At 37.9% G+C, this 26197-nt stretch carries 23 protein-coding genes, 3 tRNA genes and 1 pseudogene; 12 read left to right on the top strand and 15 right to left on the bottom strand.

The window, feature by feature from the left end:
• Positions 1-81: 81 nt before the first annotated feature.
• Positions 82-1266: a trypsin-like peptidase domain-containing protein gene (locus F991_RS08325; RefSeq protein WP_004670550.1), complete on the bottom strand. Its 1185-nt coding sequence runs from the start codon at positions 1264-1266 to the stop codon at positions 82-84.
• Between the two features lie 190 nt (positions 1267-1456).
• On the opposite strand from F991_RS08325, the gene F991_RS08320 reads away from it, so the two are divergent.
• The 7 genes from F991_RS08320 (at position 1457) to F991_RS08290 (ending at position 4982) form a co-directional block, all read left to right on the top strand.
• The gene (locus F991_RS08320; protein ID WP_004670548.1) at positions 1457-2215 is read left to right on the top strand and encodes a Nif3-like dinuclear metal center hexameric protein; all 759 of its coding nucleotides are present in this window, start codon (positions 1457-1459) and stop codon (positions 2213-2215) included.
• A 348-nt stretch (positions 2216-2563) separates the two neighbouring features.
• Positions 2564-3187, top strand: coding sequence for a superoxide dismutase (locus tag F991_RS08315; protein WP_004670547.1), 624 nt, complete (start codon positions 2564-2566; stop codon positions 3185-3187).
• 225 nt (positions 3188-3412) lie between these two features.
• Positions 3413-4039 carry a superoxide dismutase gene (locus F991_RS08310; RefSeq protein WP_004670542.1) on the top strand — a complete coding sequence of 209 codons (627 nt, stop codon included), beginning with the start codon at positions 3413-3415 and terminating at the stop codon, positions 4037-4039.
• Between the two features lie 147 nt (positions 4040-4186).
• Positions 4187-4262: transfer RNA gene (locus tag F991_RS08305), tRNA-Asn, on the top strand.
• A 6-nt stretch (positions 4263-4268) separates the two neighbouring features.
• Positions 4269-4344, top strand: a tRNA-Asn gene (locus tag F991_RS08300).
• Between the two features lie 58 nt (positions 4345-4402).
• Positions 4403-4478, top strand: a tRNA-Asn gene (locus tag F991_RS08295).
• A gap of 63 nt (positions 4479-4541) precedes the next feature.
• Entirely contained in the window at positions 4542-4982 is a 441-nt protein-coding gene (locus tag F991_RS08290; RefSeq protein ID WP_004670541.1) for a DUF2726 domain-containing protein, read from the top strand.
• Positions 4983-5002: 20 nt separating this feature from the next.
• Here the strand turns inward: F991_RS08290 and F991_RS08285 are convergent, their stop codons facing one another.
• From F991_RS08285 to glnA, 12 genes are all read right to left on the bottom strand, one after another.
• Positions 5003-5209, bottom strand: a complete 207-nt coding sequence (locus tag F991_RS08285; RefSeq protein ID WP_004670540.1) for a hypothetical protein — start codon at positions 5207-5209, stop codon at positions 5003-5005.
• 88 nt (positions 5210-5297) lie between these two features.
• Positions 5298-6557 (bottom strand): alpha/beta hydrolase family protein, encoded by a 1260-nt coding sequence (locus tag F991_RS08280; RefSeq protein ID WP_004670539.1) that lies wholly within the window; start codon positions 6555-6557, stop codon positions 5298-5300.
• 112 nt (positions 6558-6669) lie between these two features.
• The gene (gene ubiA / locus F991_RS08275) at positions 6670-7551 is read right to left on the bottom strand and encodes a 4-hydroxybenzoate octaprenyltransferase (protein WP_004670538.1); all 882 of its coding nucleotides are present in this window, start codon (positions 7549-7551) and stop codon (positions 6670-6672) included.
• 14 nt (positions 7552-7565) lie between these two features.
• Entirely contained in the window at positions 7566-8057 is a 492-nt protein-coding gene (locus F991_RS08270) for a chorismate--pyruvate lyase family protein (protein WP_004670537.1), read from the bottom strand.
• An 88-nt stretch (positions 8058-8145) separates the two neighbouring features.
• Positions 8146-11034, bottom strand: a complete 2889-nt coding sequence (locus F991_RS08265; RefSeq protein WP_004670536.1) for a type I restriction endonuclease subunit R — start codon at positions 11032-11034, stop codon at positions 8146-8148.
• An 18-nt stretch (positions 11035-11052) separates the two neighbouring features.
• Positions 11053-11964 carry a DUF5655 domain-containing protein gene (locus tag F991_RS08260; protein WP_004670535.1) on the bottom strand — a complete coding sequence of 304 codons (912 nt, stop codon included), beginning with the start codon at positions 11962-11964 and terminating at the stop codon, positions 11053-11055.
• Between the two features lie 71 nt (positions 11965-12035).
• Positions 12036-12470: a hypothetical protein gene (locus F991_RS08255; RefSeq protein ID WP_004670534.1), complete on the bottom strand. Its 435-nt coding sequence runs from the start codon at positions 12468-12470 to the stop codon at positions 12036-12038.
• Between the two features lie 144 nt (positions 12471-12614).
• Positions 12615-13733, bottom strand: a complete 1119-nt coding sequence (locus F991_RS08250) for a PD-(D/E)XK nuclease family protein (RefSeq protein WP_004670533.1) — start codon at positions 13731-13733, stop codon at positions 12615-12617.
• Between the two features lie 126 nt (positions 13734-13859).
• Entirely contained in the window at positions 13860-14318 is a 459-nt protein-coding gene (locus tag F991_RS08245; protein WP_004670532.1) for a hypothetical protein, read from the bottom strand.
• A gap of 71 nt (positions 14319-14389) precedes the next feature.
• A complete protein-coding gene (locus F991_RS08240; RefSeq protein WP_004670531.1) occupies positions 14390-15649 on the bottom strand; it encodes a restriction endonuclease subunit S in 1260 nt (419 codons plus the stop codon).
• Positions 15649-17217, bottom strand: a complete 1569-nt coding sequence (locus F991_RS08235; RefSeq protein ID WP_004670530.1) for a type I restriction-modification system subunit M — start codon at positions 17215-17217, stop codon at positions 15649-15651. The genes F991_RS08240 and F991_RS08235 overlap by 1 nt, the downstream gene beginning before the upstream one ends.
• A gap of 158 nt (positions 17218-17375) precedes the next feature.
• Complete coding sequence (gene glnA / locus F991_RS08230) at positions 17376-18791, bottom strand: type I glutamate--ammonia ligase (RefSeq protein ID WP_171063427.1); 1416 nt, start codon at positions 18789-18791, stop codon at positions 17376-17378.
• A gap of 1400 nt (positions 18792-20191) precedes the next feature.
• On the opposite strand from glnA, the gene F991_RS08225 reads away from it, so the two are divergent.
• Entirely contained in the window at positions 20192-20776 is a 585-nt protein-coding gene (locus tag F991_RS08225; RefSeq protein WP_004670528.1) for an anthranilate synthase component II, read from the top strand.
• Positions 20777-21132: 356 nt separating this feature from the next.
• Entirely contained in the window at positions 21133-22503 is a 1371-nt protein-coding gene (locus tag F991_RS08220) for an L-cystine transporter (protein ID WP_004670527.1), read from the top strand.
• Positions 22504-22572: 69 nt separating this feature from the next.
• Here the strand turns inward: F991_RS08220 and F991_RS08215 are convergent, their stop codons facing one another.
• A complete protein-coding gene (locus F991_RS08215; RefSeq protein WP_004670526.1) occupies positions 22573-23373 on the bottom strand; it encodes an MOSC domain-containing protein in 801 nt (266 codons plus the stop codon).
• A 270-nt stretch (positions 23374-23643) separates the two neighbouring features.
• Between F991_RS08215 and trpD the strand changes: the two genes are divergently transcribed.
• From trpD to F991_RS08200, 3 genes are all read left to right on the top strand, one after another.
• The gene (gene trpD / locus F991_RS08210; protein ID WP_034595618.1) at positions 23644-24693 is read left to right on the top strand and encodes an anthranilate phosphoribosyltransferase; all 1050 of its coding nucleotides are present in this window, start codon (positions 23644-23646) and stop codon (positions 24691-24693) included.
• Positions 24694-24702: 9 nt separating this feature from the next.
• Positions 24703-25509, top strand: a complete 807-nt coding sequence (trpC, locus tag F991_RS08205; RefSeq protein ID WP_004670524.1) for an indole-3-glycerol phosphate synthase TrpC — start codon at positions 24703-24705, stop codon at positions 25507-25509.
• Positions 25510-25573: 64 nt separating this feature from the next.
• Entirely contained in the window at positions 25574-25939 is a 366-nt protein-coding gene (locus F991_RS08200; RefSeq protein WP_004670523.1) for a hypothetical protein, read from the top strand.
• Between the two features lie 92 nt (positions 25940-26031).
• Here F991_RS08200 and F991_RS17470 read toward each other — a convergent pair.
• Positions 26032-26197, bottom strand: a pseudogene (locus tag F991_RS17470) (IS5/IS1182 family transposase); the annotation flags it as partial.

Raw genomic sequence — 26197 nt, 5'->3', positions numbered from 1 at the left:
TCAACACGCTTTTTATTGCGAAAAAATAAAAGACCGTTCTTAAAACAGTCTTTTACAATCTCACCTTAAAACACAGTGTGATTAGGGCTGACCTTTTGGTAATGGAATGTATTGCGATTGGACATTTTGCTGAACTTTACGCTCACCAACTTTAACCTCTAAGGTTTGTTGTTTCCCATCACGTTCTACTACCACTGCAATCGAACTTTCTGGCGCCTGTAGTGCGACATAGTTAATCAAATGCGATGCGGAAGAAATTTGTTCATTATTGACTTGAACAATTTTATCTCCACGTTTAACGCCTGCGAGATCAGCTGGGCCACCACGTAACACATCAGCGACTAAGACACCGCTTGGTTTTGCTGTTAATACATCTTCATCCAAATTATTTGGAATTAAACTGATGCCTAACCAACCACGTACCACACGACCATCTTTCAAAATAGAGTTCAAAACTTGCTGACAAACTTTTGCAGGTATCGCAAAACCGATACCAAGCGATCCACCTGATTGAGAAAAAATCGCAGTGTTCACACCAATAAGATTACCCGCAACATCAATTAAAGCTCCACCAGAGTTGCCTGGGTTAATCGCAGCATCGGTCTGAATGAAATCTTCGTAAGTGTTAATCCCTAAATCAGAACGACCAGTCGCAGAAATAATGCCTTGGGTAACAGTTTGACCGACACCAAATGGGTTACCAATCGCGAGTACAACATCACCCACCTCATTACCACTGAGTTTAAATGGTAAAACAGGAAGTTTATCTAACTCGATTTTGATTACAGCCAAATCGGTATCTGGATCTGTACCAATCACTTTGGCTTCAGCACGACGCCCATCATATAACGCAACAACGATGTGTTCTGCCTGAGCGATGACATGATTGTTCGTCAAAATATAACCATCTGCTCGAACTATCACCCCCGAACCTAAACTATTTTCATTTTTAGGCTGTTGAGGAATTTGATTGCCAAAAAACTCTCGGAAAACAGGGTCATTCAATAAAGGATGATTAGGTTGTTTTATTTTTTGCGTGGTAAAAATATTCACGACTGCGGGAGCAGCAACTTTTACAGCAGCATTATAAGAAACCACCCCACCCATACGATTTGTATCAACTAAGGGCTCAACCTTTTCTGCTGGCATTTTGACACCATCAGACGCCACAGTTGGTTTCGGCTGATGTGATTTCTGCCAAGCCAGAAAACTAAATATAACGACAATGAGTAATACCCAAGGTAACCATGTAAATGCACGGCGCACGTCTATTATCCTCTAGGCGAAAATGATGTTATGAATAAGTTAATTTGTTGAAGAACAGGAAATTTCCATCATTGTAATGTAAATTATTTAAAAGCAACGCAAAAGTTAAAATTTTTTTGTCTAGCTTTAGTTACCTTAGAAAATATGTTTCTATTGACCACAGTAAAATGTAAATCATTTGAGGAATCGCATGGCAAATTTGTATGACATTGTGCAATGGTGTAATCAGACTTTAAAAACAAACGAGTTCAAAGATTACGCACCGAATGGCTTACAGATCGAAGGTAAGCACGAAGTCAATAAAATAGTATGCGCTGTAACCGCATCAGAAACTGCCATAGATGCAGCAATCGCTCAACAAGCAGATGCATTACTGGTACATCATGGCTATTTTTGGAAAGGCGAACCCTACCCAATTACAGGGATGCGTGGCAATCGAATCAAAAAACTCATTCAAAACAATATTTCACTGATTGCCTATCATCTACCTCTAGACGCTCATCCAACACTAGGCAATAATATTGCGATTGCTGACTTAATCGGTTTACACAATTTAGAAGCATTAGACTCAACCGAAAAATATCCAATTGGTAATATTGGTTATTTAGAGCATGCGATAAGTCCTGAACAGTTCAAAGAAAAGCTACAAACAATTTTTGACTTTTCTATTCTTCACCTGCCTTGTAGTAAATCTGCTATCCAAAAAGTAGGTTTCTGTACAGGCGGGGCTCAAGACTTTATCGAAAAAGCTGCTTTGGAAAATTGTGATGCTTATATCTCAGGTGAAGTAAGCGAGCGTACTTTTTATCAAGCTAAAGAACTGGATGTCCATTATTTTGCATGTGGACACCATGCCACAGAACGTTATGGCGTACAACGTTTAGCACAAGCGATTGCACACCAATTCGCTATCGAAACAGAGTATTTTGAGTTAAATAATCCGATTTAACTCAATTCAACTTCTGAATGGAGTGAAATTCGTTTCACTCCTTCCCTCTATCTTGGTTCTAAGGGTTTAAACCAGTAACTGTCCAACTTGAATTATTGAAATCATAAGCTGCTCCAACTGGCAAAGCTTGTAGCGATTTCATATCCGCTAAGAATCGAATACGCCTCCACTTTGATAAGCCAACTCAATTCCTAATAAAACCAATGATAAATAAAATTTATTTTTTATCTCTTTATCTATAGATAAAAGCAAATCAAAAGATATTGATTCTCATTTGCTTTTGAGCAAATAATGAAAGCGCTTCAATTTATGCCAATAAAATCATTTTGATTAAAAGGAATCAAACACATGGCTTATTCTCTACCAGCGCTACCTTATGCTTACGATGCACTTGAACCCAATATTGATACCAAAACAATGGAAATTCACCACAGCAAACATCATCAGACCTATATCAACAATATTAATGGTGCAATTGAAGGTACAGAATGGGAAAAATTCTCAGTAGAGGAATTGGTTGCTAAAGTGAATGACGTCCCTGCCAACCTTAAAAATATGGTAATCAACAATGCAGGAGGTCATGCAAATCACTCACTATTTTGGACTGTCATAAGCCCACAAGGTGGCGGACAACCAACAGGACCTGTTGCAGAAGCGATTGATCAACAACTTGGTGGTTTTAGTGCTTTTAAAGATGCTTTTACCAAGGCTGCAATTAGTCGTTTTGGTAGTGGCTGGGCATGGCTCAGCGTCACCCCTGAACATAAACTGATTGTAGAAAGTAGTGCTAATCAAGACTCACCATTGATGTATGGCAATACGCCTATTCTGGGCTTAGACGTGTGGGAACATGCATATTATTTAAAATACCAAAACCGCCGTCCCGAATATATTGCTGCATTTTACAATGTTGTAGATTGGGATGAAGTGAACCGTCGTTATCATGATGCATTACAAGCTAAAGCTCAGTAATTTTCTTGGTCGATCAACTTAGAATAACATCTCTATAAAACGGGTTAGAGTCTTTTGGAACGTTCACTAAACGAGCTAAAAACTCTAATCATTGTTGTATCGTATATGTCTCATAAAGAAATTTTTTGCATATTTTGTGTATTAAAAGACTGCCCTATTGTCCATAGAATCATTTACAATAAAGGCACTAAATGTAAAACCCAGCAAATTTGCAAGGAATGAAACATGACAACCATTACTTTACCTGCACTTCCATATGGCTATGATGATTTAGCACCACACATCACTCGCGAAACCTTAGAATATCATCACGACAAACACCACAATACTTATGTTGTTAATTTAAACAACTTAATCAAAGGTACTGACCTTGAAGGTAAAACTTTAGAGGAAATCATCAAAGCGTCTGCTGGTGATGCATCTAAAGCAGGTATCTTTAACAATGCTGCACAAGTATGGAACCACACGTTCTACTGGAACAGCATGAAGCCAAATGGTGGTGGTAAACCAACTGGTGCGATTGCAGCTAAAATCGAAGAAGCTTTTGGTAGCTACGAAAAATTTGCAGAAGAATTTACTGCTGCTGCAACAACTCAATTTGGTTCAGGTTGGGCGTGGTTAGTTGCTGATGAAGTAAATGGTAAATTATCAATTACTAAAACAGCCAATGCAGATACTCCACTTGCTCACGGTCAAATTGCAGTATTAACGATTGACGTTTGGGAGCATGCTTACTACATCGACTTCCGTAACTTACGTCCAAAATACATCGCTACTTTCTTAGAAAGCTTAGTGAACTGGGACTATGCAAATGCAAAACTTGCAGGTCAACCAGCTGGTGTTGAGAAATAATCATATATTTCTTGCCTAAAAACTGCCCGCATAGGGCAGTTTTTTTATCACTAACATCTTAAAAGAATATTTATCAAGCAAACGATTCATTTTATTTACTATTCTTATTGACGCATCAATATTTCATGCCTAAAATGCGCATCAGATTCTCCAATAGCTCAGTCGGTAGAGCGACGGACTGTTAATCCGCAGGTCCCTGGTTCGAGCCCAGGTTGGAGAGCCAAGCTAATCTCCCATAGCTCAGTTGGTAGAGCGACGGACTGTTAATCCGCAGGTCCCTGGTTCGAGCCCAGGTGGGAGAGCCAAGTTTTTATTGGCTCGCTTGACCGTTAGTACCGATATGCATGATCTACATATCCAGATTCTCCCATAGCTCAGTCGGTAGAGCGACGGACTGTTAATCCGCAGGTCCCTGGTTCGAGCCCAGGTGGGAGAGCCAAGATTCTAAAAACCCACTCATATTTATATGCAGTGGGTTTTTTATTAGCACTTTGATAAGAATATGTCTGAATCAACGCAACTCATCTTTTTGCTGATTGGTAGTATAAGCACAGTACTGCTACTGATCAGTTACCTGCGCCCTTTTTTCCTAAAACAAAATTATTTCGCCCGCCCGGTGATCACTGCATTTGAGTCTCAAATGTTTTCTAGGCTTCAGCAAGCATTCCCCCACCACAATATATTGGCGCAAGTAGCCTTTAGCGCACTGATTACCAGTAAGCACTACAAGATTCGCAACCGCTTCAATCGCAAGGTTACTGATTTTGTGGTTTTAGACAAAGAAATGAAAGTTGTCGCAATTATTGAACTTGATGATCCAAGTCATATCGGAAAAGAACTAGAAGACCAGAAACGTGATCAAATGTTGCAAGAGGCAGGATATCAAGTACAACGATATACTCAAATTCCATCTATAAAGCAGTTACAGATGGATATTCGATAAATCAACAATATCAAAAGTTATCACTCAGCTTTTACTGCGTGTCCCTCATTTTTCTGCTGTTCGAACTTCTTAGCCATTTCTGCGCGTTGTTGATCATATTCTTTCTTGGTTTTTGCATCGCTCTTTGCCGCTAAAAAAGCCATCCCTACGATAAAAATTGGAATCAACAATCCCAATCCCATCAATACCCAAGGTACAGATTTCTTCTCAACTGCATTTTGACTCATAGCCGATCCAAAAAATTAACATTTTTAAAGTGGCAACACTATAACAAAAAAGAGCCTCTATAAAGAGGCTCTTTTACTAACCAACGAGCTATTGGGCTGGCATATTTTGTTTAATAAACTGTACTAGCTCGCCACTCTCATTTGCCGCAAGAATTGCTCCGGTATGTGATCCATTCACAACAGGATTTTCCGCACTTGGAACGATATCAATTGGAATAATCTTAACATCGGTCCCAGCGTTGTACATGGCCTGATACATTCCCTGTGTAATTACATAAGGTACGTTTGTATCGTATACACCCTGCACAATCAAAATCGGTTTATCCAATTTCTTGGTCGTCGGTTGGCTATAATCTGTTAAGAATTTTTGAATGGTCGCATCATTCTTAAATTCCACTTCATCAATACCGTGATATTCAGAGACTTTAGCCGTAGGATTATTTGCAACATAACTTTGAATATCTAGCTTATAAGCCTCTATAATTTCACCCAAACATTCAGTTTTCGCCAAAGTGGCTATTTCTTTAGCTTTCGTACTTCCAAACATTCGTTGATAGTTGAATGTCGGCTCATAAGAGGTAATCCCCACGCCTGTTAACGCTGCATAAGACAACAACGTCGCATAAGTTTCTATTGCTGTAGGCTGCGGTAACTGGTCAATCGCTTGAGGTGCGACCTCTAAAATAATTTTATCTAGACTGGATGCTGGTGCACCCGCAACCGCCCCTTTAAATGTCACATCATTATTTGCATATTCAGCAATCCCCAATGATGCTTGCCCACCTTGTGATTGGCCAACAGACATCCATGAACCTTGCAGTAGTTGACCATAATGTTCTTTCGCAGCTTTAACCGCATACTGTGCTGAACGTGCCTCACTCGGAATATGTAAATAAGGATGTTCACCAGCCCCACCCAAACCTTCATAATCTGGCGCGACAATCACATAGCCCTGTTCTAGCAAACTTTTTGCAGTATAATTCTTAAAGTTTGGATTTAATGGTGTATTGGTTGGCGCACATTTATCAGCCCCACCCAATGTTCCATGCGCCCAAACCACAACTCGATAACCATCTTTTGGTTTTGCAATTTTAGGAAAAAATACTAAAGCAGAAGTTTCAACCGTCTTCCCTAGTACATTTGGCATTTTATAGTTCATGACTTTGATTGAACTAGCAGCGCTTAAATCACCGAGACCTTCTGACTCATAGGTATAAGAAGTTTCAGAAACAAAAGATTTGTCCTTCTGATTATCTCTTTGATTTGAATCCTTATCATCATTACATGCTGATAAAAATAATGCAGAAATAGAGAACGTCATTGCAAAAGCAATATTAGACCGTTTCATAAAATATCCTTTTAGTCCTTGTTTTATTTTGTGTGCATGAAACTACATGCGACCTTATTAAGGCATAAAAAAAGTGCCCTGCATAGGACACTTTTCAACTAATAAGTCATTTTTAAATCATGAATTCTAAAAAGATTCCAATAAAAATGATCATTCCAACCCAGCGATTGTGACGGAATGCCCAAAAACAAATCTGTGGATCCCGATCTTTAGTTTTAACTGCTTGATAAATAAAATCAGCAGCAACAACCAATAATGCAGCCAGTCCAAATGGAATTAAAAGATCTTCCAAATAAAGTGCACTACCGATCAAACCCAAACTTAACAGTTGCAATGATCCTATAATTTGTATATCAAATCGACCAAATAAAATTGCGGTAGATTTCACACCAATTTTCAAATCATATTCACGGTCTGTAATTGCATATTGAGTATCATAAGCCACGGTCCAAGCCAAATTTCCAAAATACAAAAGCCAGCAAATTAAATCAGGTGTCTGTCCAACAGCGGTATATGCCATTGGAATTGACCAAGAAAATGCAGCACCCAAGAACACCTGAGGTAAATGGGTATAGCGCTTCATAAAAGGATAGATGAAAGCGAGAAATAACGCTCCAAATGACCAATAGAAGGTTTCAATCGGCAAGAAAAATAAAAGACAAGCACTTGCTGCCACCAGCCCTAAAAATACAAACACGGCTTCCCGCGCTCGAATCACCCCAGTGGCTAAAGGACGTGTTTTAGTTCGCTCAACATGTGCATCTACTTTACGATCTGCAAAATCGTTGATCGCACAGCCCGCTGCCCGCATAAACAGCACACCCAGTGACATCACTAATAATATTTTTAAATCAGGAATGCCTTTTGATGCAATCCACAAAGCCCACATCGTGGGCCAAAATACCAGCTCTGTGCCAATCGGCTTATCAAAACGACATAAATAATAATATGCAGCTAAACGCTGTCGCCATGTTGTTTGTTGCACTGTTTCCATGTTGATCCTTAGAGTCAATGCTGTCGAATAAACTGTTCAAATGCGGGCAAAAATGTTTCCTGTACGATAAATTTACACCCATGCCACGTATAACAACTTTGTCGCGTCCAACCATCAGCAAGATGAATTACACGGCGTTCATAAGCTGGATTTGTTCGTTGAAATAAAAACCAACCAATCGGTTTATTTCCAATATGTTTAAATAATCGTGCTTTTTTTTGCAGACTTAAAATTGGAAAAATACTTTTTGCTTTCACCCAAGCCTGCTGTTCTGAACCGTATAGATAAGTTTCACGAACCCATGCAATATGGGTGTGTGGCATATTCATCCACTGACTATCAACAAATGATAAACGCTGATAATGCTCTTTAATTCGTTCAACACGAAACTCTCCTGCGCCAAGGTCAGTGAGCTGTTGAGTGAGTGAACCCGATGCATACAACCATTTTTTTAATTCAGGTGGAATGTCCCTGCCCTTTATTCTGCTTGGTTGTAAATTGCGCATGCTCGGCTCACTAAAAACATCGCAATTAGTTTAACCGAATTTTTTAACAAAATATGTTGTAAATTCAAACAACATATTTAGCATAAATCTACAACCCCACATAAAACTTCTCAATCAACTGTCGTGTTTTCACCAACAAATTGGTTAATACACTGTCCCGCTCAAACAGCTTTACTTTATAGTTGGGCAACTCTTTCATTTCTTCTTTTCTTGGTAAGCGTTTATTGAATTCATAATTATCTAAAACTTGCTTCATTACTTCAGGCTTTAGATTTTCTCGTTCGCAAAAGTGCTGATAAGCTTGCTCTTTTTCTGCATCCCAAAACTGAGCAAAAGCCACTTGTACACTTTGCCCATTGATCATTTTAGGCATGTTTTCTTCAATGAACTTTTGTATCAAGTCTTGCTTATCATGCAAGCTTATATCACTACCAATGAGATCGTATACCTGTGCTTCATACTTCTGACTCTGTTCATCTGTTTCAGCATTTACCGCCATCTGTAAAAGCGTAAGGATATAACCCACATTGATACGGTCACTGTGCAGTAAGTCCAATTGGAAATCGACATCATCAAGTACTGAGACTTTTTCTTTCTTGGTCGTTTTTCGAATCGCTCGACAGAGATCAGCATACTTAGATGCAAAATTCGCAAAGTGCTGTTTATCTAACACTGTTTGATCTTGGTCATATTCCACAAAAGTTTGTAGCTGGGCGTTATAGCGCATCACTTCACGAAATGCCTTGATGAACTCCAGTTGCTGCTCTTCTGTTATCAACGTGTCTACAGCCTGATAATCAGGCGTAATACTCAATAACTTTTCGACTGCTAATTCATAGTCTTGTTTAATTTCGTCAAAGCTAGGGACGAGTACAGTCTTTCTGGCTTCTTTATTTGAGAATAATGCCAATGCTTCATCTGTAGCACGTTTAAGATTACGGAAGCTAATGATATTCCCAAATGGTTTTTTATCATTGTAAACACGATTAGTACGTGAAAATGCTTGAATCAAACCATGATATTTAAGGTTCTTATCGACATATAAGGTATTTAAAGGTTTTGAATCAAAGCCTGTGAGGAACATATTCACGACTAGTAAGATATCAATCTGCTTTTTCTTTACCCGATCTGCAATATCACGGTAATAAGCATAGAATCCATCACCTGAATTATAATTCGTACCAAATTGGACATTATAATTGGCAATATAGCGATCAAGTTTGTCACGACTAGACTGGTTAATTTGACTAGGCATATCAGTTGATTCTTCTTGAATCAATCCATTTTGTTCATTGTTCTCAACAGCTTCATTCGCACCGTAGGAGAAAATAGTCGCAATGGTGAGAGGTTTAAATAATCGACCTTCCACTTCATCTTGTTGTAGCTTCTCAGCTTGTACCTTTTCAAACAGTTCATAATACTGCGTTAAGGTATCCACTGAACTGACACAAAACATCGCCGTAAATTCACGGTTTTTGGTTTTCGTGTCATGTGTCTCAACGACATAACGGGCAATCATTTCTAATCGTTGTGGATTATCATAAAGCTCTTTGGTATCTATCCCCTCAACATCTTCGTCACTCTCAACAACATCATCGAGATTATTTTGCATACCTTTGGCAGTATATTTGCCGCGATAATCAATTTGGAACTGCAATACATTGCGGTCTCGAATCGCATCGACAATGACATATTGATGCAGACACTGATTGAATAAATAATCTGTGGTGAGCTTCAAACCTGCTTTGGACTGACTATTTTCTTCAAAGATCGGAGTCCCTGTAAATCCAAACATTTGTGCATTGCTAAAGAATTTTTTAATGTTCTGATGGGTATCACCAAATTGACTACGGTGACATTCATCAAAAATGAACACGACTTTTTTGTCTTTTAGATAATTGATATGTTCTAAATATCGGTCCGTGCTAATGGCGCGATTTAACTTTTGAATGGTGGTCACGATCAGCTTGTCATGGCGTTGATCGAGTTGTTTAACCAAAGTATGCGTGCTGTCTGTGCTATCCACACTCTCGGCTTTAAATGCATTAAATTCTCGTGAAGTCTGGGTATCAAGGTCATTACGATCCACCACAAACAGTACTTTTTCAACATCAGGCATTTGCATGATGAGTTGGCTGGCTTTAAATGAGGTCAGCGTTTTGCCTGAACCTGTGGTATGCCAGATATAGCCGTTTTGCTCTGAATTTTGTACATGGGCAATAATCTTTTGCACGGCGTAAATTTGATATGGGCGTAGCACCATTAAACTTTTACTGGTTTCCAACATCACCATGTATTGGGTTAGCATATCTGTGAGATGTGCGTGATTTAAAAAGGCATCAGCAAAATCAACAATTTCATTGATATGTTTATTCTTTACATCTGCCCATGGAAAAGCAAACTCAATGCCAGTCGTACCATTAGAATAATAGCGAGTATTTGCGCCGTTACTGATGATAAAGAGCTGAATAAAACCAAATAGTCCTTGCCCTGCCCAATACGCTTCACGAATATAGCGTTGCGTCTGATTAAAGGCTTCGGCAATTTCCATGCCGCGTTTTTTCAGCTCAATTTGTACCAACGGTAATCCATTAACCAATAGCGTGACATCAAAACGGCTGGTTCGACCATTAAAATCACGATGGTCTAGCGTGATTTGATTGGTGACTTGATATACGTTTTTGCTTGGGTCATCCGATAAAAAGAAAATGTGCTTGCTTGTACCATCATCAAATTTGACAGGAAACTGATCACGTAAATTTTTAGCTCGTTCAAAAACTGTGCCTGTATTAAGAAAACTAATGGCCTGCTTCCACTCCGTTTCTGACAGTGGTGCAAGTCCATTCACACATTCAATTTGAGTTTTGAGGTTTGACAGGAGTTGGCTTTCATCTTTAATGGTGACAGTTGCATAGCCTAGCCCTTGCAGTTGTGCAATCAGTTCATTTTCAAGTTGAAATTCACTTTGTACTGTCATTTCTTTTTAACCTATTCCTTATTTCAATAACTGCTTGATCAAACTCAAAATGTATTCAAGGTTTTCAGTATCTGACACATCTGTTTGATAGTCACCGACACCCCAATGTCCGATAGTAGATACATCTCGCAACAAAATTTTAGGATCATCCAGTGATCCAATTTTTGCATTCAACGTCAAACGTAGGATTTTCTTTTGGACTTCAATATAGACAATATTACGTTTTGATTTCTTAAAAGCGATATAGAGTTTTTTGGCATTTATTTCTAAATCAGGCGCCAAATTTAGAATGGCATCACGGAATCGTTCATATAACTCTTTAATATCGTCAGATTTATCATCAAGGTGAAAATCTTCATCATATTGCTGAATTTCTTTAGCAATCTTTTTAATATCTTCAGACTCGACCATTTGCACTTGCTTGATTGAAGGTGCTGATTTGGTTTTGAGTAATGGATTGACTGAAAAGATTCCATCTTGATAGCGTTTTAATTCCCACAGTTCAATGCCTAAGTCTTTAAAGTTGGTCGATTGCTTTTGAAAATCAGTAAAACTTGGTGAAACGAAGATAATTCTACTTTGTGACCAATCCACATCTTGACGTTTTAGATTCTTAGTCTGACTTTCGTTGTATTCAACAATAAAGTCAGCTTTGTACTCAAGCATTAAGTTGAGATAAGAAACGCCTTGATCTATGACACTAAAATTGCGTTCTCGTTTGTATTCAATGATTACAAATGCTTTGCTTTCAGGATCAAACGCGAGCGTATCAATACGGTTACTTTTAATCGTAAACTCTGATTTAATAAACTCTAAGTCTGTAAACTCATATAAGTTGTTTTCAAATATGGTTTGGATTTCTTTCTCTAAGCGAAATGGTTGTTCAATTAATTCAACCATTTTTTGCTCTTGAGCACGATAAATTTGCATATTTCCCATTTGCTCGTGAATCTATTAATTATATATTCAGAAAGTTCTACATCTTCAAATGTTAATTAGGATCAATCATCTGAAAAGTTACATACTGAACCTTGTAAAAGCATTCCAACCAAAGTGTATTTTCCATGTTGTATATCCTCTGAAAAAGTAAATGCATCTATATTTTTGGCACATTTTTCGTATTCTTTGGGTTTCCCATTAACTAGCTCATCAATCTCTAAAACTGCTTCATAACGGATTTTTCCCCGGATATTTTCATATTCAATAACTGGTCGCATTGTCAATAAGACTTGTGGATTACCCTTGACTAGCACTTGGTTCTCATTATTGGTAATTTGATAGTCATCCTCTTTCATTTTATAGACATTTTTCATTATTTCATTCAGATTAATTTGAATAATACTTATTTTCTCAAATTTAAATGTATTTGCAAAACTTAAGTTACTCATAAAAAGGAATGTTGCGAGCAAAGTTACTTTTTTCAATAATTTTTTCATGACCCTAACCTTAATAATTAAACAAACATCTATTGCACCAAGTTTAGCAATTGTGCAATCAGTTCATCTTCAAGTTGAAATTCACTTTGTACTGTCATCTTTCTCTCTATTCCCACTAATCTATTCAATTGAATTAAAAAGTTGTTACTTCCACTCAAGCTCAACACGATTCAAAATTTTATGCGTAAAGATGATGTGGTTTGTGACAGTATCTAAATCGAATTCTGAAAAATCCCACTTCAGACACCACCATTTACCATTTTGTTCATCCCATTCACTTGCAAGTAAGTATTTAGAATCATCTAACAATACTTTAATCTGCTCTCGTAATTCGCTCGTTGGTTTATGTACGTACATGCGTACAGAGCAACTCATTGGCTTATCATTTAAGCGTAAGTATAAAATTGAACTTGAAGCATCCTTCCAATTCTTCCCTCGAAAATAAAAAGCCGGACCACCTCTCCAAGTTTTTTCATTGACTTCAGGCAGATAATTTTCACCTAATTCAATCTGTAATTCTTTATTTATATGACCAATAATTTCCTGAAAAACGCTTTGCTTTAAATCAATTAATTCTTGAATTTTGTACATATTATCGACAACAAAATTTATACGACTCATATCTATGTCCAATAAATGATTAAAACTTTCTAGATGTAGTAAAAAATCGCGAGCAAAAACAGCCCATTTATTTAAAGTTTGATTAAATGCATATTGTGATATGTGCTGTCTAATCGATGTTGTCAATTGGGTATAGGACAAACCTAACCAATTTGCTATCGTACATTTACCATTTGGACATAACACAATCGTAATCAGACGTTTTTCTTGATCTTGCCTATTCTGGTTCTCAATTTTCTTATTTGCCCAAGCTTCGTATTCTTTAAAAGGATTATTTTGATGATGATATACCTTAACTTCTACAATGATTAAAGCGTTATCGGTCTCCACCCATAAATCAATAAATTTGCCTTGATCTGTCACCTGTTGTGTAGAAAGCTGTTTAAACTCTCCAAACTCAAAGTCTTGATATTGCTCATACTGTTTTAGAGCGGTCATAAAACCTTGATAAAAACTATCCCCTAGTTGATGTTTCTCATTTGGATTGAGAAAGAAAGCCAATAGTTCAGTGATTGGATTTTCATGGTGATTATTTAATGCTGTATCAAAAATCGTCATTTCCCGTTCAGGTTTTTTATATTGCTGAGCTTTAAGCAATAAATTCTCATATTTTTGAATGAGTTGATCTTCTATTTCGTACATTTTCTTGCTCTATATTCGTATCTTCTATCTCTGATTTTCATATATTTTAAACTGATCCTTTTAGTATCATTTCAAAATATCCCCTTAAAAATTTGGTTTTCCCATTGCCAATATAAGCAATCAAATTTAATTATTGACTTCACATTTTACTGCTTTTGCTGGTGTAATGTTTTTTGCTGAAATAAGTTGGGTTAAGTCAGATCCTTCCGTTTCTTCAACAAATAACTTGTAGTCTTTAATAGTAATGGTTGCCTTACCTTCATAGCTACAATAGTCTTTTTTTATGGTATCTGGCAATTTAAATGTTTTTTTGGCTTGTTCAAAATTGCTAAAGCAGAACCATGCGGTTCGTTCACCACCTTTTGGGCGAGGGATAAATGCAGATGATTTTTGATCTGGTTCAAAGCAAATTCCATCGCCCATATACTCTAAATATTCAGGGTCTAAAGTACGTGAATAAGTTCCTGTTAAGGTCACGTCTCCTTTATACTGCTTAAAATTAGAAATATCTTTTTGATATTTAAAGCTTTGAGCTTGTGCCAACACTGGCAATGTCATTAAAGCAACAAGTATAAATTTTTTCATCATGATCCTGTTTTAGGTTTTATAAAGTATTAAAAAGCAAAGTGGCTTTTCACTTTGCTGATATAAAAATATTAAACAAACATCTGCTGCAACAAGCCTTTTTTCCAAGTTTTCGCTTGTTCAATTTGCTGTGCCACAACTTCAATTTTTTGGTCAATCGCAGAGAGGAAATTAGCGATTTTGGTTTGTTCTTCTAGGCTAGGAAGAGAAATTGGTAGTTTTCTTTGCTCTGAAATACCAATGTATAATCTTGTTGCTCCTGTACATAAATCCAATAAACTTTTTTGAAACTGAGGGGCTTCAAAATAAACTTTTAAAAATTGATTACTGAGTTTTTTAGAATTAAGTACACGATAATAAGTTACTTGTGGTGTAAGCATGATGTATTCCACTTCCAAACTAGGAACAATAGCGATATTACCAATTGTAGCTTTATGCGTAAGTAGGATATCACCTGCTATTGAAAAACCTTTTCTCAAACTATCTGCTTGTTGTTTTGTAATCTTTTTCGAATTTTGAAGGTGAACTTTTCCATTTATAACATCAGTAGCCATAATAAATGGAATACCTTCATTTACATAATCTTTAGAAGTAGGATGAATTTCCCCATGATTACCATCCATAGGCTTTTCAATTACTTCTCTATCAACTAAATCTTGAATAGTTAAAAGTTCCCACTCCCCAAACTCACTCCCATCATCAGCTTTAAAACGAATCTGCTGGCTAAACAACTTTTGCATCATGCCTTGTTTATATTGACTAAGCAGCTCATGTTTTTGCGTCAGTTGGCTAATCTTTTCATCCACTGCGGAAAGGAAAGTAGCGATTTTGGTTTGTTCTAAATTACAAGGAAAGTTGAATATAAGTTTATTTAGATTAGCAATAGTTAATGCTTTTTGTGTTGACCCAATTGCGCTAGCTAATACATCATTTTTCTTTGCATCTAAAAGAATCATCATGAATTTAGGATTGGCTTTAATGTCTTTCAACCAAATTAGATTCCCATCTTTAAAGTAAAATTCATAATTCGTATTAACTAGGTAGGTATTAGCTAAAGTACCAACTGCGGTTATTAAAATTTCATTATTTTTTGGGACACCATATTTTTCTTTAAACTCATTAAATTGGTTATGAGAAATATACAAAATATCTGAAGGAAAAACTCCAGATTTTAATTCTGTAATTTCCTTACCCCTAAAAAATGGAATTCCATCAGGAACATAATCTGCTAAATGAACTCTTTTACTTGAAGTGAGATTAGCTAACTCTGAAAGTGATTTAATACTCCAATCACCTTCAAATCCTTTAAATCGCAACTTCGGTACAGACATTACTTCACCTCCGCAAATGGCGAAGCAATCCCAAGCTCTCTGCAAAACTCGCTAATTACGGCATCCGTCTTTTGACTCTCTACTTCCAAAGTCTGCAAGGCTTGAGCAATTGCATCCAGATCAATCTCATCCTCAGCTTCAAAAGTATCGACATAACGCGGAATATTCAGGTTAAAGTCGTTGTCCTTCACTTCCTGCAACGTCGCCACATGCGCATACTTTTCAATATTCTGACGGTTTTCAAATGCCCCAATAATATTGTCCAAATGCTCAGGCAATAACTTGTTTTGATTCTTCTGCTTCTCAAACTCATTGCTGGCATCAATAAACAAAATATTGTCTTTATGCTCACGGTTTTTCTTCAACACCAAAATACAAGTCGGAATCGAAGTCCCATAGAAAATATTGGCAGGTAAACCAATAATGGTATCAATCACATTGAGCTGTTCAATCAGATATTGACGAATAACGCCCTCACTCGAACCCCGGAATAAAACACCGTGTGGCAACACAACTGCCATCGTGCCATGCTCATCCAGTTGATGCACCATGTGCTGAACAAATGCCATATCTGCCTTAGAACTTGGTGCGAGTTTGCCATAAGCCGCAAAACGTTCATCTTGTAAAAATAATGGATCAGCAGACCATTTTGCCGAAAATGGCGGATTGGCAACCACCGCATCAAAACGCTTGTCCAAATGCTGCGGACGAATCAAGGTATCTTCTTGCTTAATGTCGAACTTGGCAAAATGCACATCATGCAAAATCATGTTCATTCGTGCCAAGTTATAGGTGGTACGGTTCATTTCCTGACCGTAAATCATATCGACATCTTGTACTTCACGCTTTACACGGAGCAACAATGAACCAGAACCACAAGTCGGATCATAAACAGAACGTAAACGGGTTTTACCTTGGGTCACGATCTTCGCCAGTAAAGTCGATACCGTTTGTGGTGTATAGAATTCGCCTGCCTTTTTACCAGCACCTGATGCAAACTCACCAATTAGGTATTCATAAGCATCACCCAATACATCTGATTCGGTATTGGAAATATCAAAATCAATATCGTCTAAATGACTGAGGACCTTTGCAACAAGCTCGTTACGGTCACTCGCCGTATTTCCCAGCTTGGTCGAGTTTAAATCTAAATCTTCAAATAGATTGGCAAAGTCATCAGCAGAATCAGAACCAAGCGTACTTTGTTCAATCGCTTTTAGTGTTGCAGCCAAATCATCTAAAATAAATTCGCCTTTACGACCACGTTCAGCAAGCGTGTGGAATAATTGCTTTGGTGTCAGCGCATAGCCGACTTCTTCAATGGCATTCTTTTTAATTTCTTCGATATATGGCACATGTTCAACTTTATTTTCATCTAGCTCTAAAAAGCTAATGTCTTCACCATCCAATAATTCATTGGCAAAGCTTACTGCTTTTTCAGACAAATATTTAAAGAAGATAAATCCTAGAATATAGTCACGAAACTCATCTGCACCCATTTTGCCACGTAAAGTATTGGCGATATTCCATAGTTGTTTTTGTAGCTGTTGCAGTTGTACTTGGGTCATTGTAAACCTGTTTTTAAGCCTATTTCTTTATAATGTGAGTGTACAAAATTTTGAAGATTTTTAGTTGGATTCTTTACTGAATACGTCAACAAGTGTCGTTATAAAAATCAACTGCATAAAAAAAGCCCGCCGAAGCGAGCTTTTTGAATCGGAATGTATTACAAGCTGTAGTACATGTCGAATTCAACTGGGTGAGTTGTCGTGTTAAGACGACGAACATCATCAGTTTTAAGTTCGATGTATGCATCAAGCATTTCTTTAGTGAATACACCACCTTTCAACAAGAACTCATGATCCGCTTCAAGTGCTTCAATCGCCATATCTAAGCTGTGCGCCACAGTTGGGATTTTCGCTTCTTCTTCAGGAGGAAGATCATATAAGTTCTTATCAGCAGCTTCACCTGGGTGAATTTTGTTTTGGATGCCGTCAATACCAGCCATCAACAATGCTGCAAAACCTAAGTATGGGTTCATCATTGGATCAGGGAAACGTGCTTCGATACGCTTACCTTTAGGGTTAGAAACGTATGGAATACGGATAGAAGCTGAACGGTTACGCGCTGAATAAGCAAGCATAATTGGTGCTTCGTAATGAGGTACTAAACGCTTATACGAGTTTGTAGAAGGGTTAGTAATCGCATTTAATGCACGAGCGTGTTTGATTACACCACCAATGAAGAATAATGCCATTTCAGACAAACCAGCATATTCATCACCAGCAAACAAGTTCTTGCCATCTTTAGCGATTGACATGTGAACATGCATACCAGAACCATTATCACCTACCATTGGCTTAGGCATGAATGTCGCAGTTTTGCCATATTGATGAGCAACGTTCCAAACTGCATATTTGAATTGTTGAACTTCGTCTGCTTTGCGAACCAAAGTATTGAAGCTCACACCAATTTCTAACTGGCAAGATGCAACTTCGTGATGATGTACTTCTACACGACCTGGACCCATGATGTCTTCGATACGTGCACACATTTCAGCACGCATATCTTGATGAGAATCAACAGGAGGAACTGGGAAGTAACCACCTTTCACACGTGGACGGTGACCAGAGTTACCCGCTTCAAAGTCTTTACCTGTAGACCAAGCAGCTTCTTCAGCGATCAATGTATGGCGTGCACCAGACATGTCGATATCCCATTTAACTTCGTCAAAAACGAAGAATTCTGGTTCTGGACCAAAGAATGCAGTATCACCGATACCTGTAGATTTTAAATACTCTTCAGCACGACGAGCAATCGAACGTGGATCACGCTCGTAACCTTGACCAGTAGATGGTTCGATTACGTCACAAGTCACAACAACTGTTGGCTCAGCAAAGAACGGGTCAAGAAAACCAGTTTCAGCGTCTGGACGTAAGATCATGTCAGATGCTTCAATGCCTTTCCAGCCAGCGATTGAAGAACCATCAAACATTTTACCGTCTTCAAATGTATCTTCATCAATCGTATCAGCTGGGTAAGTTACGTGTTGTTCTTTACCTTTGGTATCAGTAAAGCGAAAATCGACCCATTTTGCGCCGCTTTCTTTGATGAGTTGAAGGACCTTGTTCGCCATGCTCATTTGCTCCAATGAATTTTTATGCACTCGTTAAGTGCGTGTTAGTTGTTGGTGTATAAATAGCAATTATCATACCAACAATTTAAAAGCGTACCTAAAACATTGAAATTCTTTGCAGAAAAAATGATTTAAGCTCCATGTTCAATCTCTATATATCTTGCCCACTATTTGCAAATGCACCATATTTAAACATTTCCATTTTAACGCATCCCCAAAATAGACAATGCGATCCAAAATGGTGCATAAATACATATCAAAGAACTAATGTAGTGCCAATTACGCCATTCTTTAGCATAAACTGAGTTTTTATATCATTCTTTTCAACTTGATTCCATTCAATTCATTTAGACTTTCGATTCACTTGTCATTTATTTTTTCAAACCTTTCAATTATAAAAATTTATTGGTCTTTTTAAACACAATTTTAGTCGGTCACTTTATCTATGTAAAAATCATCTACTCTCGAAATATTCACCATTGATCATTTGTTTTTGTTACGATTATTTCCTACCCTCTGTATCTCAATCCTCCTTCGTACGCATGGATATTGAATCGTATCAATTTATAAATAGATTCATCTAAATAAAAAGCACAATAAAGTTAAAATTTTCAGAAAGTTATAATCACACTTCTACTGATTGAGCAGAAGCATATTATCGCGCCCCTGTCTTATGTGCTTGTATGGGTGCTCAACCCTGTCACTAAACATGTTTAAATGCTTGCCGAATAACCCATTGCTCTGATTGCAGACGTTAGCTCATCAAGCTCTAAGGCTCGACTACAATACTTTTTAAATCACTCACAATGTAATACTGATCAATACACAAATCAGCTAAAGGCACTGCTCTTTTTTACTTTCAGTCATGAATCTCACCCATTAAAAAACCCACCCTCTAAAAGAGAGTGGGTTTCACCTTGATTCTTGTTTTGCGCTGAATTAAGGTTATTGTTGTTTACTTTTTTATTAAAGTAAGTCTCGAATATAAATAAAAGTGTGAACTGCGTCAATAAAATATGAAATGTTTTTAATGATTTTTTAAAGAATAACTACACAATAAAATATTTATCTCGCTGTTTCCTGCGTTTTACAGAATGTTTTGCCGCTAAAATCCATCACTTAGGCGGTTCTTTTTAAACTGAATGTAAAACGCTGGTATCTGTTTGATAGAAGCTTCCAGCCCTACACTGACCTCACAGCCGTCGTAAATAACCATTTTAGCTACTACCTCGATTCATACGTGAATGAGGTGGTCACAAGGGAATCAAAATCTGATACATTAGCCGCTTAAGTAAAGCGGCTTTTCTATTTATACATAGCCAGTTTTATTAAAGTGAGTAACAATGTTGGTAATAAACAAGACCACATGTTAAAATCTCAAATATAATCAATAGGTTGAATCTAAAATGCTTCTGATGATTGACAATTATGACTCATTTACTTACAACATCGTTCAATACTTTGGCGAGTTGAATCAAGAAGTAAAAGTTGTTCGTAATGATCAAGTCACATTAGAGGATATACAGCGATGGCAGCCGAAATATCTGGTGATTGGTCCTGGTCCATGCTCTCCAAGCGAAGCAGGAATTTCCATTCCTGCAATCAATCACTTTGCAGGGAAAATTCCTTTACTCGGTGTCTGTTTAGGTCATCAAGCCATTGGACAGGCTTTCGGCGGAAATATTATTCGTGCGAAAACAGTGATGCACGGGCGCTTATCCGATATGCATCATAGTGATAAAGGCATTTTCAGTGATTTGCCTTCGCCTTTTGCTGCCACACGTTATCACTCTCTCGTGATTGAGCAAGAAACGCTTCCTGACTGTTTAGAAGTCACGTGCTGGACCAATCAAACAGATGGTACGATTGAAGAAATCATGGGCGTAAAACACAAAACACTGCCAATTGAAGGGGTTCAGTTTCATCCTGAGTCTATTTTGAGCCAACATGGTCATCAGATTTTCAAAAACTTCCTCGATATTTACGCTTAAACGGATATTTAGTTTCAGATTTATAGTTCCAACAGCCTATTTAAATGAATAGGCTGTTTTTATTTTGAACATATAAAAAGCATATACAACCTATACATACAGGCAAAATTTCCAGTTTTAAAATTAATCGGAAAAGTTTCAATTTAAAACAAATCATTATTTTTCAATAATTAATACACTTTTCACATGTTTTAAAAAATTAATTTAACTGCTGTTTGCAACATTCATTAGTTGCTTTTTCATTTTTTAGATTAAGCATAGTGATAGGAATGATTAAGTTAAACAACAATCGGGTGCTAAAATCCTAAGTCATTTTTTAGCACACTTCGCCTGAAGCAAAGATCAGGATACTTATTGTGAATACATTAGTTTTATTGAATATTCTTGTTTTTATCCTGCTGCTAGCAGGATTGTTTTTCACGTATCGACATGACTGGAGTCTGGCCAAAAAAGTACTGATCGGTATGGTGGTTGGTATTTTCTTCGGTTTAGCACTCAAAACCATTTATGGTGATGGTCAAATTCTGGAACATTCTGTCGCATGGTTCAACATTGTCGGTAATGGTTATGTGCAACTGTTACAAATGGTGATCATGCCACTCATTTTTATTTCAATTTTAAGTGCGGTGATCAAATTACACCAAACTACCTCTCTCGGAAAAATCAGTGTATTGGTGATTGGGATTTTATTAGCAACCACTGCAATAGCTGCTTTCGTTGGGGCAAGTATTACCAATTTATTTAGTCTAACAGCTGAGGGCTTAGTTCAAGGCGCACAAGAAACCGCACGTTTAGCTGCAATAGAAAGTCAATATGTGGGTCAAGTTGCAGACTTAGATGTACCCAAATTATTGCTTTCATTGTTCCCACAAAATCCTTTTGCTGACTTAACAGGGATTCGTCCGACTGCAATTATTAGTGTCGTCATATTTTCTGCTTTTCTAGGCGTTGCCGCACTTAAACTCATGGAAAAAGATACTGTGAATGGCGAACGAATCCGTCATGGTATCGAAGCGCTACAAGCACTGGTTATTAGCCTCGTCCGTTTAGTTATGCAATTTACTCCTTACGGTGTGCTTGCATTGATGACCAAAATGGTCGCTACTGCAAATTTAGCGGATATTGTTAAATTAGGTGAGTTTGTCATTGCATCTTATTTGGGTCTGGCGATCATGTTACTCGTACATGCGCTTATATTACTATTCGTACGCGTAAACCCTATCGATTTCTTTAAAAAAGCATTCCCAGTTTTAAGCTTTGCCTTTATTAGCCGTTCAAGTGCAGCCAGTATTCCTCTGAATATTGAAACCCAAACTAAGCAACTCGGTGTACCTGAAGGTATTGCCAGCTTTTCTGCATCGTTTGGTGCAACGATTGGACAAAATGGTTGTGCTGGTTTATATCCAGCAATGCTTGCGGTGATGGTCGCACCAACTGTCGGCATCAATCCCCTTGATCCACTGTGGATTGCACAACTGATCGTCATCGTTACACTTAGCTCGATCGGCGTGGCTGGTGTTGGTGGTGGCGCAACCTTTGCAGCGCTAATTGTATTGCCAATCATGGGCTTACCAATCACCCTTGTTGCTTTACTCATCTCAATCGAACCACTGATTGATATGGGACGCACTGCCTTGAATGTGAATGGCTCTATGACTGCTGGTACAGCAACCAGTCAAATATTGGGAGTCAGAACGCCTGTAGAAGATCAGCCTCAACAAACCTAGAAATGATTATGCCAATCGACACCAATCGATTGGCATTTTTTCAGCCGATTAATTAAAACTAAAATGCAGTTACACCATCTTTAGAATCTGAACTTCTTGTCCAATTGCAATCGTCCCTTCTCCTCGATGCAGGGCGTTTTGTCCCATCATGACCTTATTTCCCTGCTTACGATATGCCAACATCGCCTGCATCACTGCTGGCTGCTTTTGACCCGTCTCCAAATCAATGGTTGGAATAACACAGCGCGAACACGGTTTAACCAAATCAAACGTCACTTCACCAATTTGAATCTGTTTCCATTGATCCTCGGCAAATGCTTCGCATCCAGAAATCACAATATTCGGTCTAAATCGCTGTACATCCAGTGGATAACCGACTTTTTCAGCAAGAAACTCTACCGATGCTTCACTGATGATCAGAAATGGAAAACCATCAGCAAAACCGACTCGATCACCTAACTCTGCATATTCCAAATCAACTTGGCGAACAGTCTCTTGCGGCATATAAACCAGTTGCACTTCTCTCCCCAGTTTTTGACTCAACCAAACATTTACTGGATGATCAATACGATTTCCAATGAGTTGATCGCGCCATACGGTCACTAAACGCTCATCTTTTTGGCCTTGCGCTTCAAGCATACTCAGTTCGATCTGTTCAGATTGATAACTAAAACTTACACTTGCAGAAGAAATAGACACCCCAATTTGTCCCATTTCAGCAACTTGCCTTTGTGTAACAAAACGACCATCTTTATCAACGATCATCCATCGGCGATCCCACTGTGGCCCAAAGGCATCAATTTCCATTTCAATGCATTTATTGCCTCGACATGACTTCACTGGATAATGAAAAAGTTGACTGACAAGCATGTAAAAATCCCCACAAAGACAAACAGAATCGTTCGGTAAAGAAGTTCATTAATCAAAACAGCATAATAGTTGAAAATTATAGCAATATGTCTAAATTTAAGGCATCACATAGTTTTTATTTAAAGCCTATAAAATCTGCATTATTTTCTGATAACATAACTCACTCGCTTTGAAAGCATGTATTACACCAAGGTCATACCGAACCCATTGCGATCAACCCCTATTCTATTCTTAAATTTTTAATCAATCATAATGCTGTAACTCATGACTATGAATATCCAACAGGCACTCAATCACATTACTAAAAACATTCATTTGACCCAGTCGCAAATGGAAAATGTCATGCGCAGCATTATGCAAGGTGAAGCAACCGATGCTCAAATCGGCGCACTAATGATGGGGTTGCGTATGAAGGGTGAGAGTATTGATGAAATCACTGCCGCAGCACGGATCATGCGTGAGTTCGCCATTAAAATTGATGTCAGTGATATTCCCCACCTCGTTGATATCGTCGGAACTGGCGGTGATGGTCAGAACTTATTTAATGTATCAACAGCATCTAGCTTTGTAGTTGCAGCGGCTGGTGCAACTATTGCTAAACATGGAAATCGTGGTGTTTCGAGTAAGTCTGGCTCATCTGATGTGCTTGAACAAATGGGCATCCAGCTTGATTTGGACATGCAACAAACTGAACGCTGCATCCGTGAAATGGGCGTGGGTTTTCTGTTTGCACCCAATCACCACAAAGCAATGAAATATGCAGTTGCTCCTCGTCGTGAACTAGGCATTCGTAGTATTTTCAACTTATTGGGACCTTTAACCAATCCTGCTGGCGTAAATCGTTTTGTCATTGGTGTCTTTTCAGATGAGCTTTGCCGACCACTCGCGGAAGTTCTTAAACAACTTGGCGCTGTACATGTATTGGTTGTGCATTCTAAAGATGGTTTAGATGAAATTAGTCTCGCAGCACCAACCGCAGTTGCTGAATTAAAAGATGGCGAAATTACAGAATGGATGTTGACCCCTGATGATGTCGGGATTCCATCTCAAACACTCACTGGTTTAGTGGTAAATAGTTCTGAAGAAAGCTTAAAGCTGATCAAAGATGCTTTAGGCCGTAACAAATCTGAAATTGGTGAAAAAGCCGCAAATATGATTGCGCTGAACGCAGCCGCTGGGATTTATGTTGCAGGACTCACTAAAACCTATAAACAAGCAGTTGAACTGGCACAAGATATTCTTTACGGCGGTCAAGCCCTCGAAAAAATGAGTATCTTGGCTGAATTTACCAAAACATTGAAACAATATCAGGCAGACTAAGGATTTCTCATGATCGATATTCAAAATACCATTTTAGGTAAAATTGTTGACCGCAAACATGAGGAACTTGCTACACGTTTAAAACAACGTAGCTTGCATGATGTTGAACAATGGGCGAAAGAAGCAACTCCTGTTCGTGGTTTTGCCAAAGCTTTACAGCATAAACGCCCTGCTGTAATTGCTGAAATTAAGAAAGCCTCACCATCAAAAGGCATCATTCGTGCAAACTTCAATCCTGCTGAAATTGCACAACAATATGAACAAGCGGGTGCGGCCTGCTTATCGGTTCTGACCGATGTGGATTTCTTCCAAGGTGCTGATGAAAATATCGCAATTGCACGTAATCATTGTGCCTTGCCTGCATTACGTAAGGATTTCTTGGTTGATCCGTATAATGTCGTTGAAGCCCGTGCATTACAAGCGGATTGTATTTTATTGATCGTGGCATGTTTATCTGATCAACAGCTTGAAGAAATGTCTAAGACTGCATTTGAGCATCAGCTTGACGTATTGGTTGAAGTACATGATGAATATGAACTCGAACGCGCTTTAAAGCTTTCTGAGCGATGTATTTTGGGTGTGAATAACCGTAACCTCAAAACCTTTGATGTGGATTTAAATACATCATTGCGTTTGAAAAAATTACTACCAACTTCTCGTGTTTTGGTCACTGAGAGTGGTATCGCCACGCCTGCTGATGTAGAGATGATGCAAGCCAATGATATTCATACTTTCCTTGTTGGTGAAAGTTTTATGAAACAGCCATATCCTGATCAAGCATTTGCTGAATTGTTTGGCGAGCCTGAGTTGGTTTAGGTTTATCACCTAAATACGCAAAGCCAAATCTGAATAGATTTGGCTTTTTTTACGATCAAATATCATGATTTTAAATAATAATACATGGGCATCTTCTTGTGAGTTTCAAAATCAAGGTAAAACTAATATGCATTTAATAGAAATAGAACCTTACTTATGGGAGCTTTATAAAGACAATGAAGGTATATATCTCAATGTTAATGTAAATAACCAAGCCACGAGTTGGGAAAAAACTATCATTCTAGACCAGAGAGCAATTCAAGAATATTTAGAGCAAGGTAGACCATTTATTAACAATTTGGCTTGTAGGATTGAAAATAGCCAAATTAGAAATGACTATGAAAAATATTACTCATATCGTGATGTTTGCTTGGTAAAAAAAAATGCAATGTTAGAAATATTTTTAACTTGGAAAAAATCATCTATCTAACTTTAAATTACACAATGGTTATTGTCTGATGCTTTTATTTGGCTTTGTTGCACAAAGATTTGAAATGCAAAGCGCCCCTAATTGAGCCAAATTTAAGGCGTAACTTGGGTAAGTGGTCGACCTAATTCCGTAAATCTGTTAAGGACTGCCACACGTGCATGGATCTCATTGACTTGGCTATCAAAACTCCTTGCACTGAGTTTATCTCCTAATAATTTGATGCAATGCATCTTAGTTTCAACCAAACTTCGCCGATGA

Origin of the sequence: Acinetobacter sp. CIP-A165, assembly GCF_000367985.1 — a bacterium.
In the GTDB taxonomy this organism is placed as follows: Bacteria; Pseudomonadota; Gammaproteobacteria; order Pseudomonadales; family Moraxellaceae; genus Acinetobacter.
Note: the sequence above shows the minus strand (reverse complement) of the source record. Positions and strands in the feature narration are given on the sequence as shown.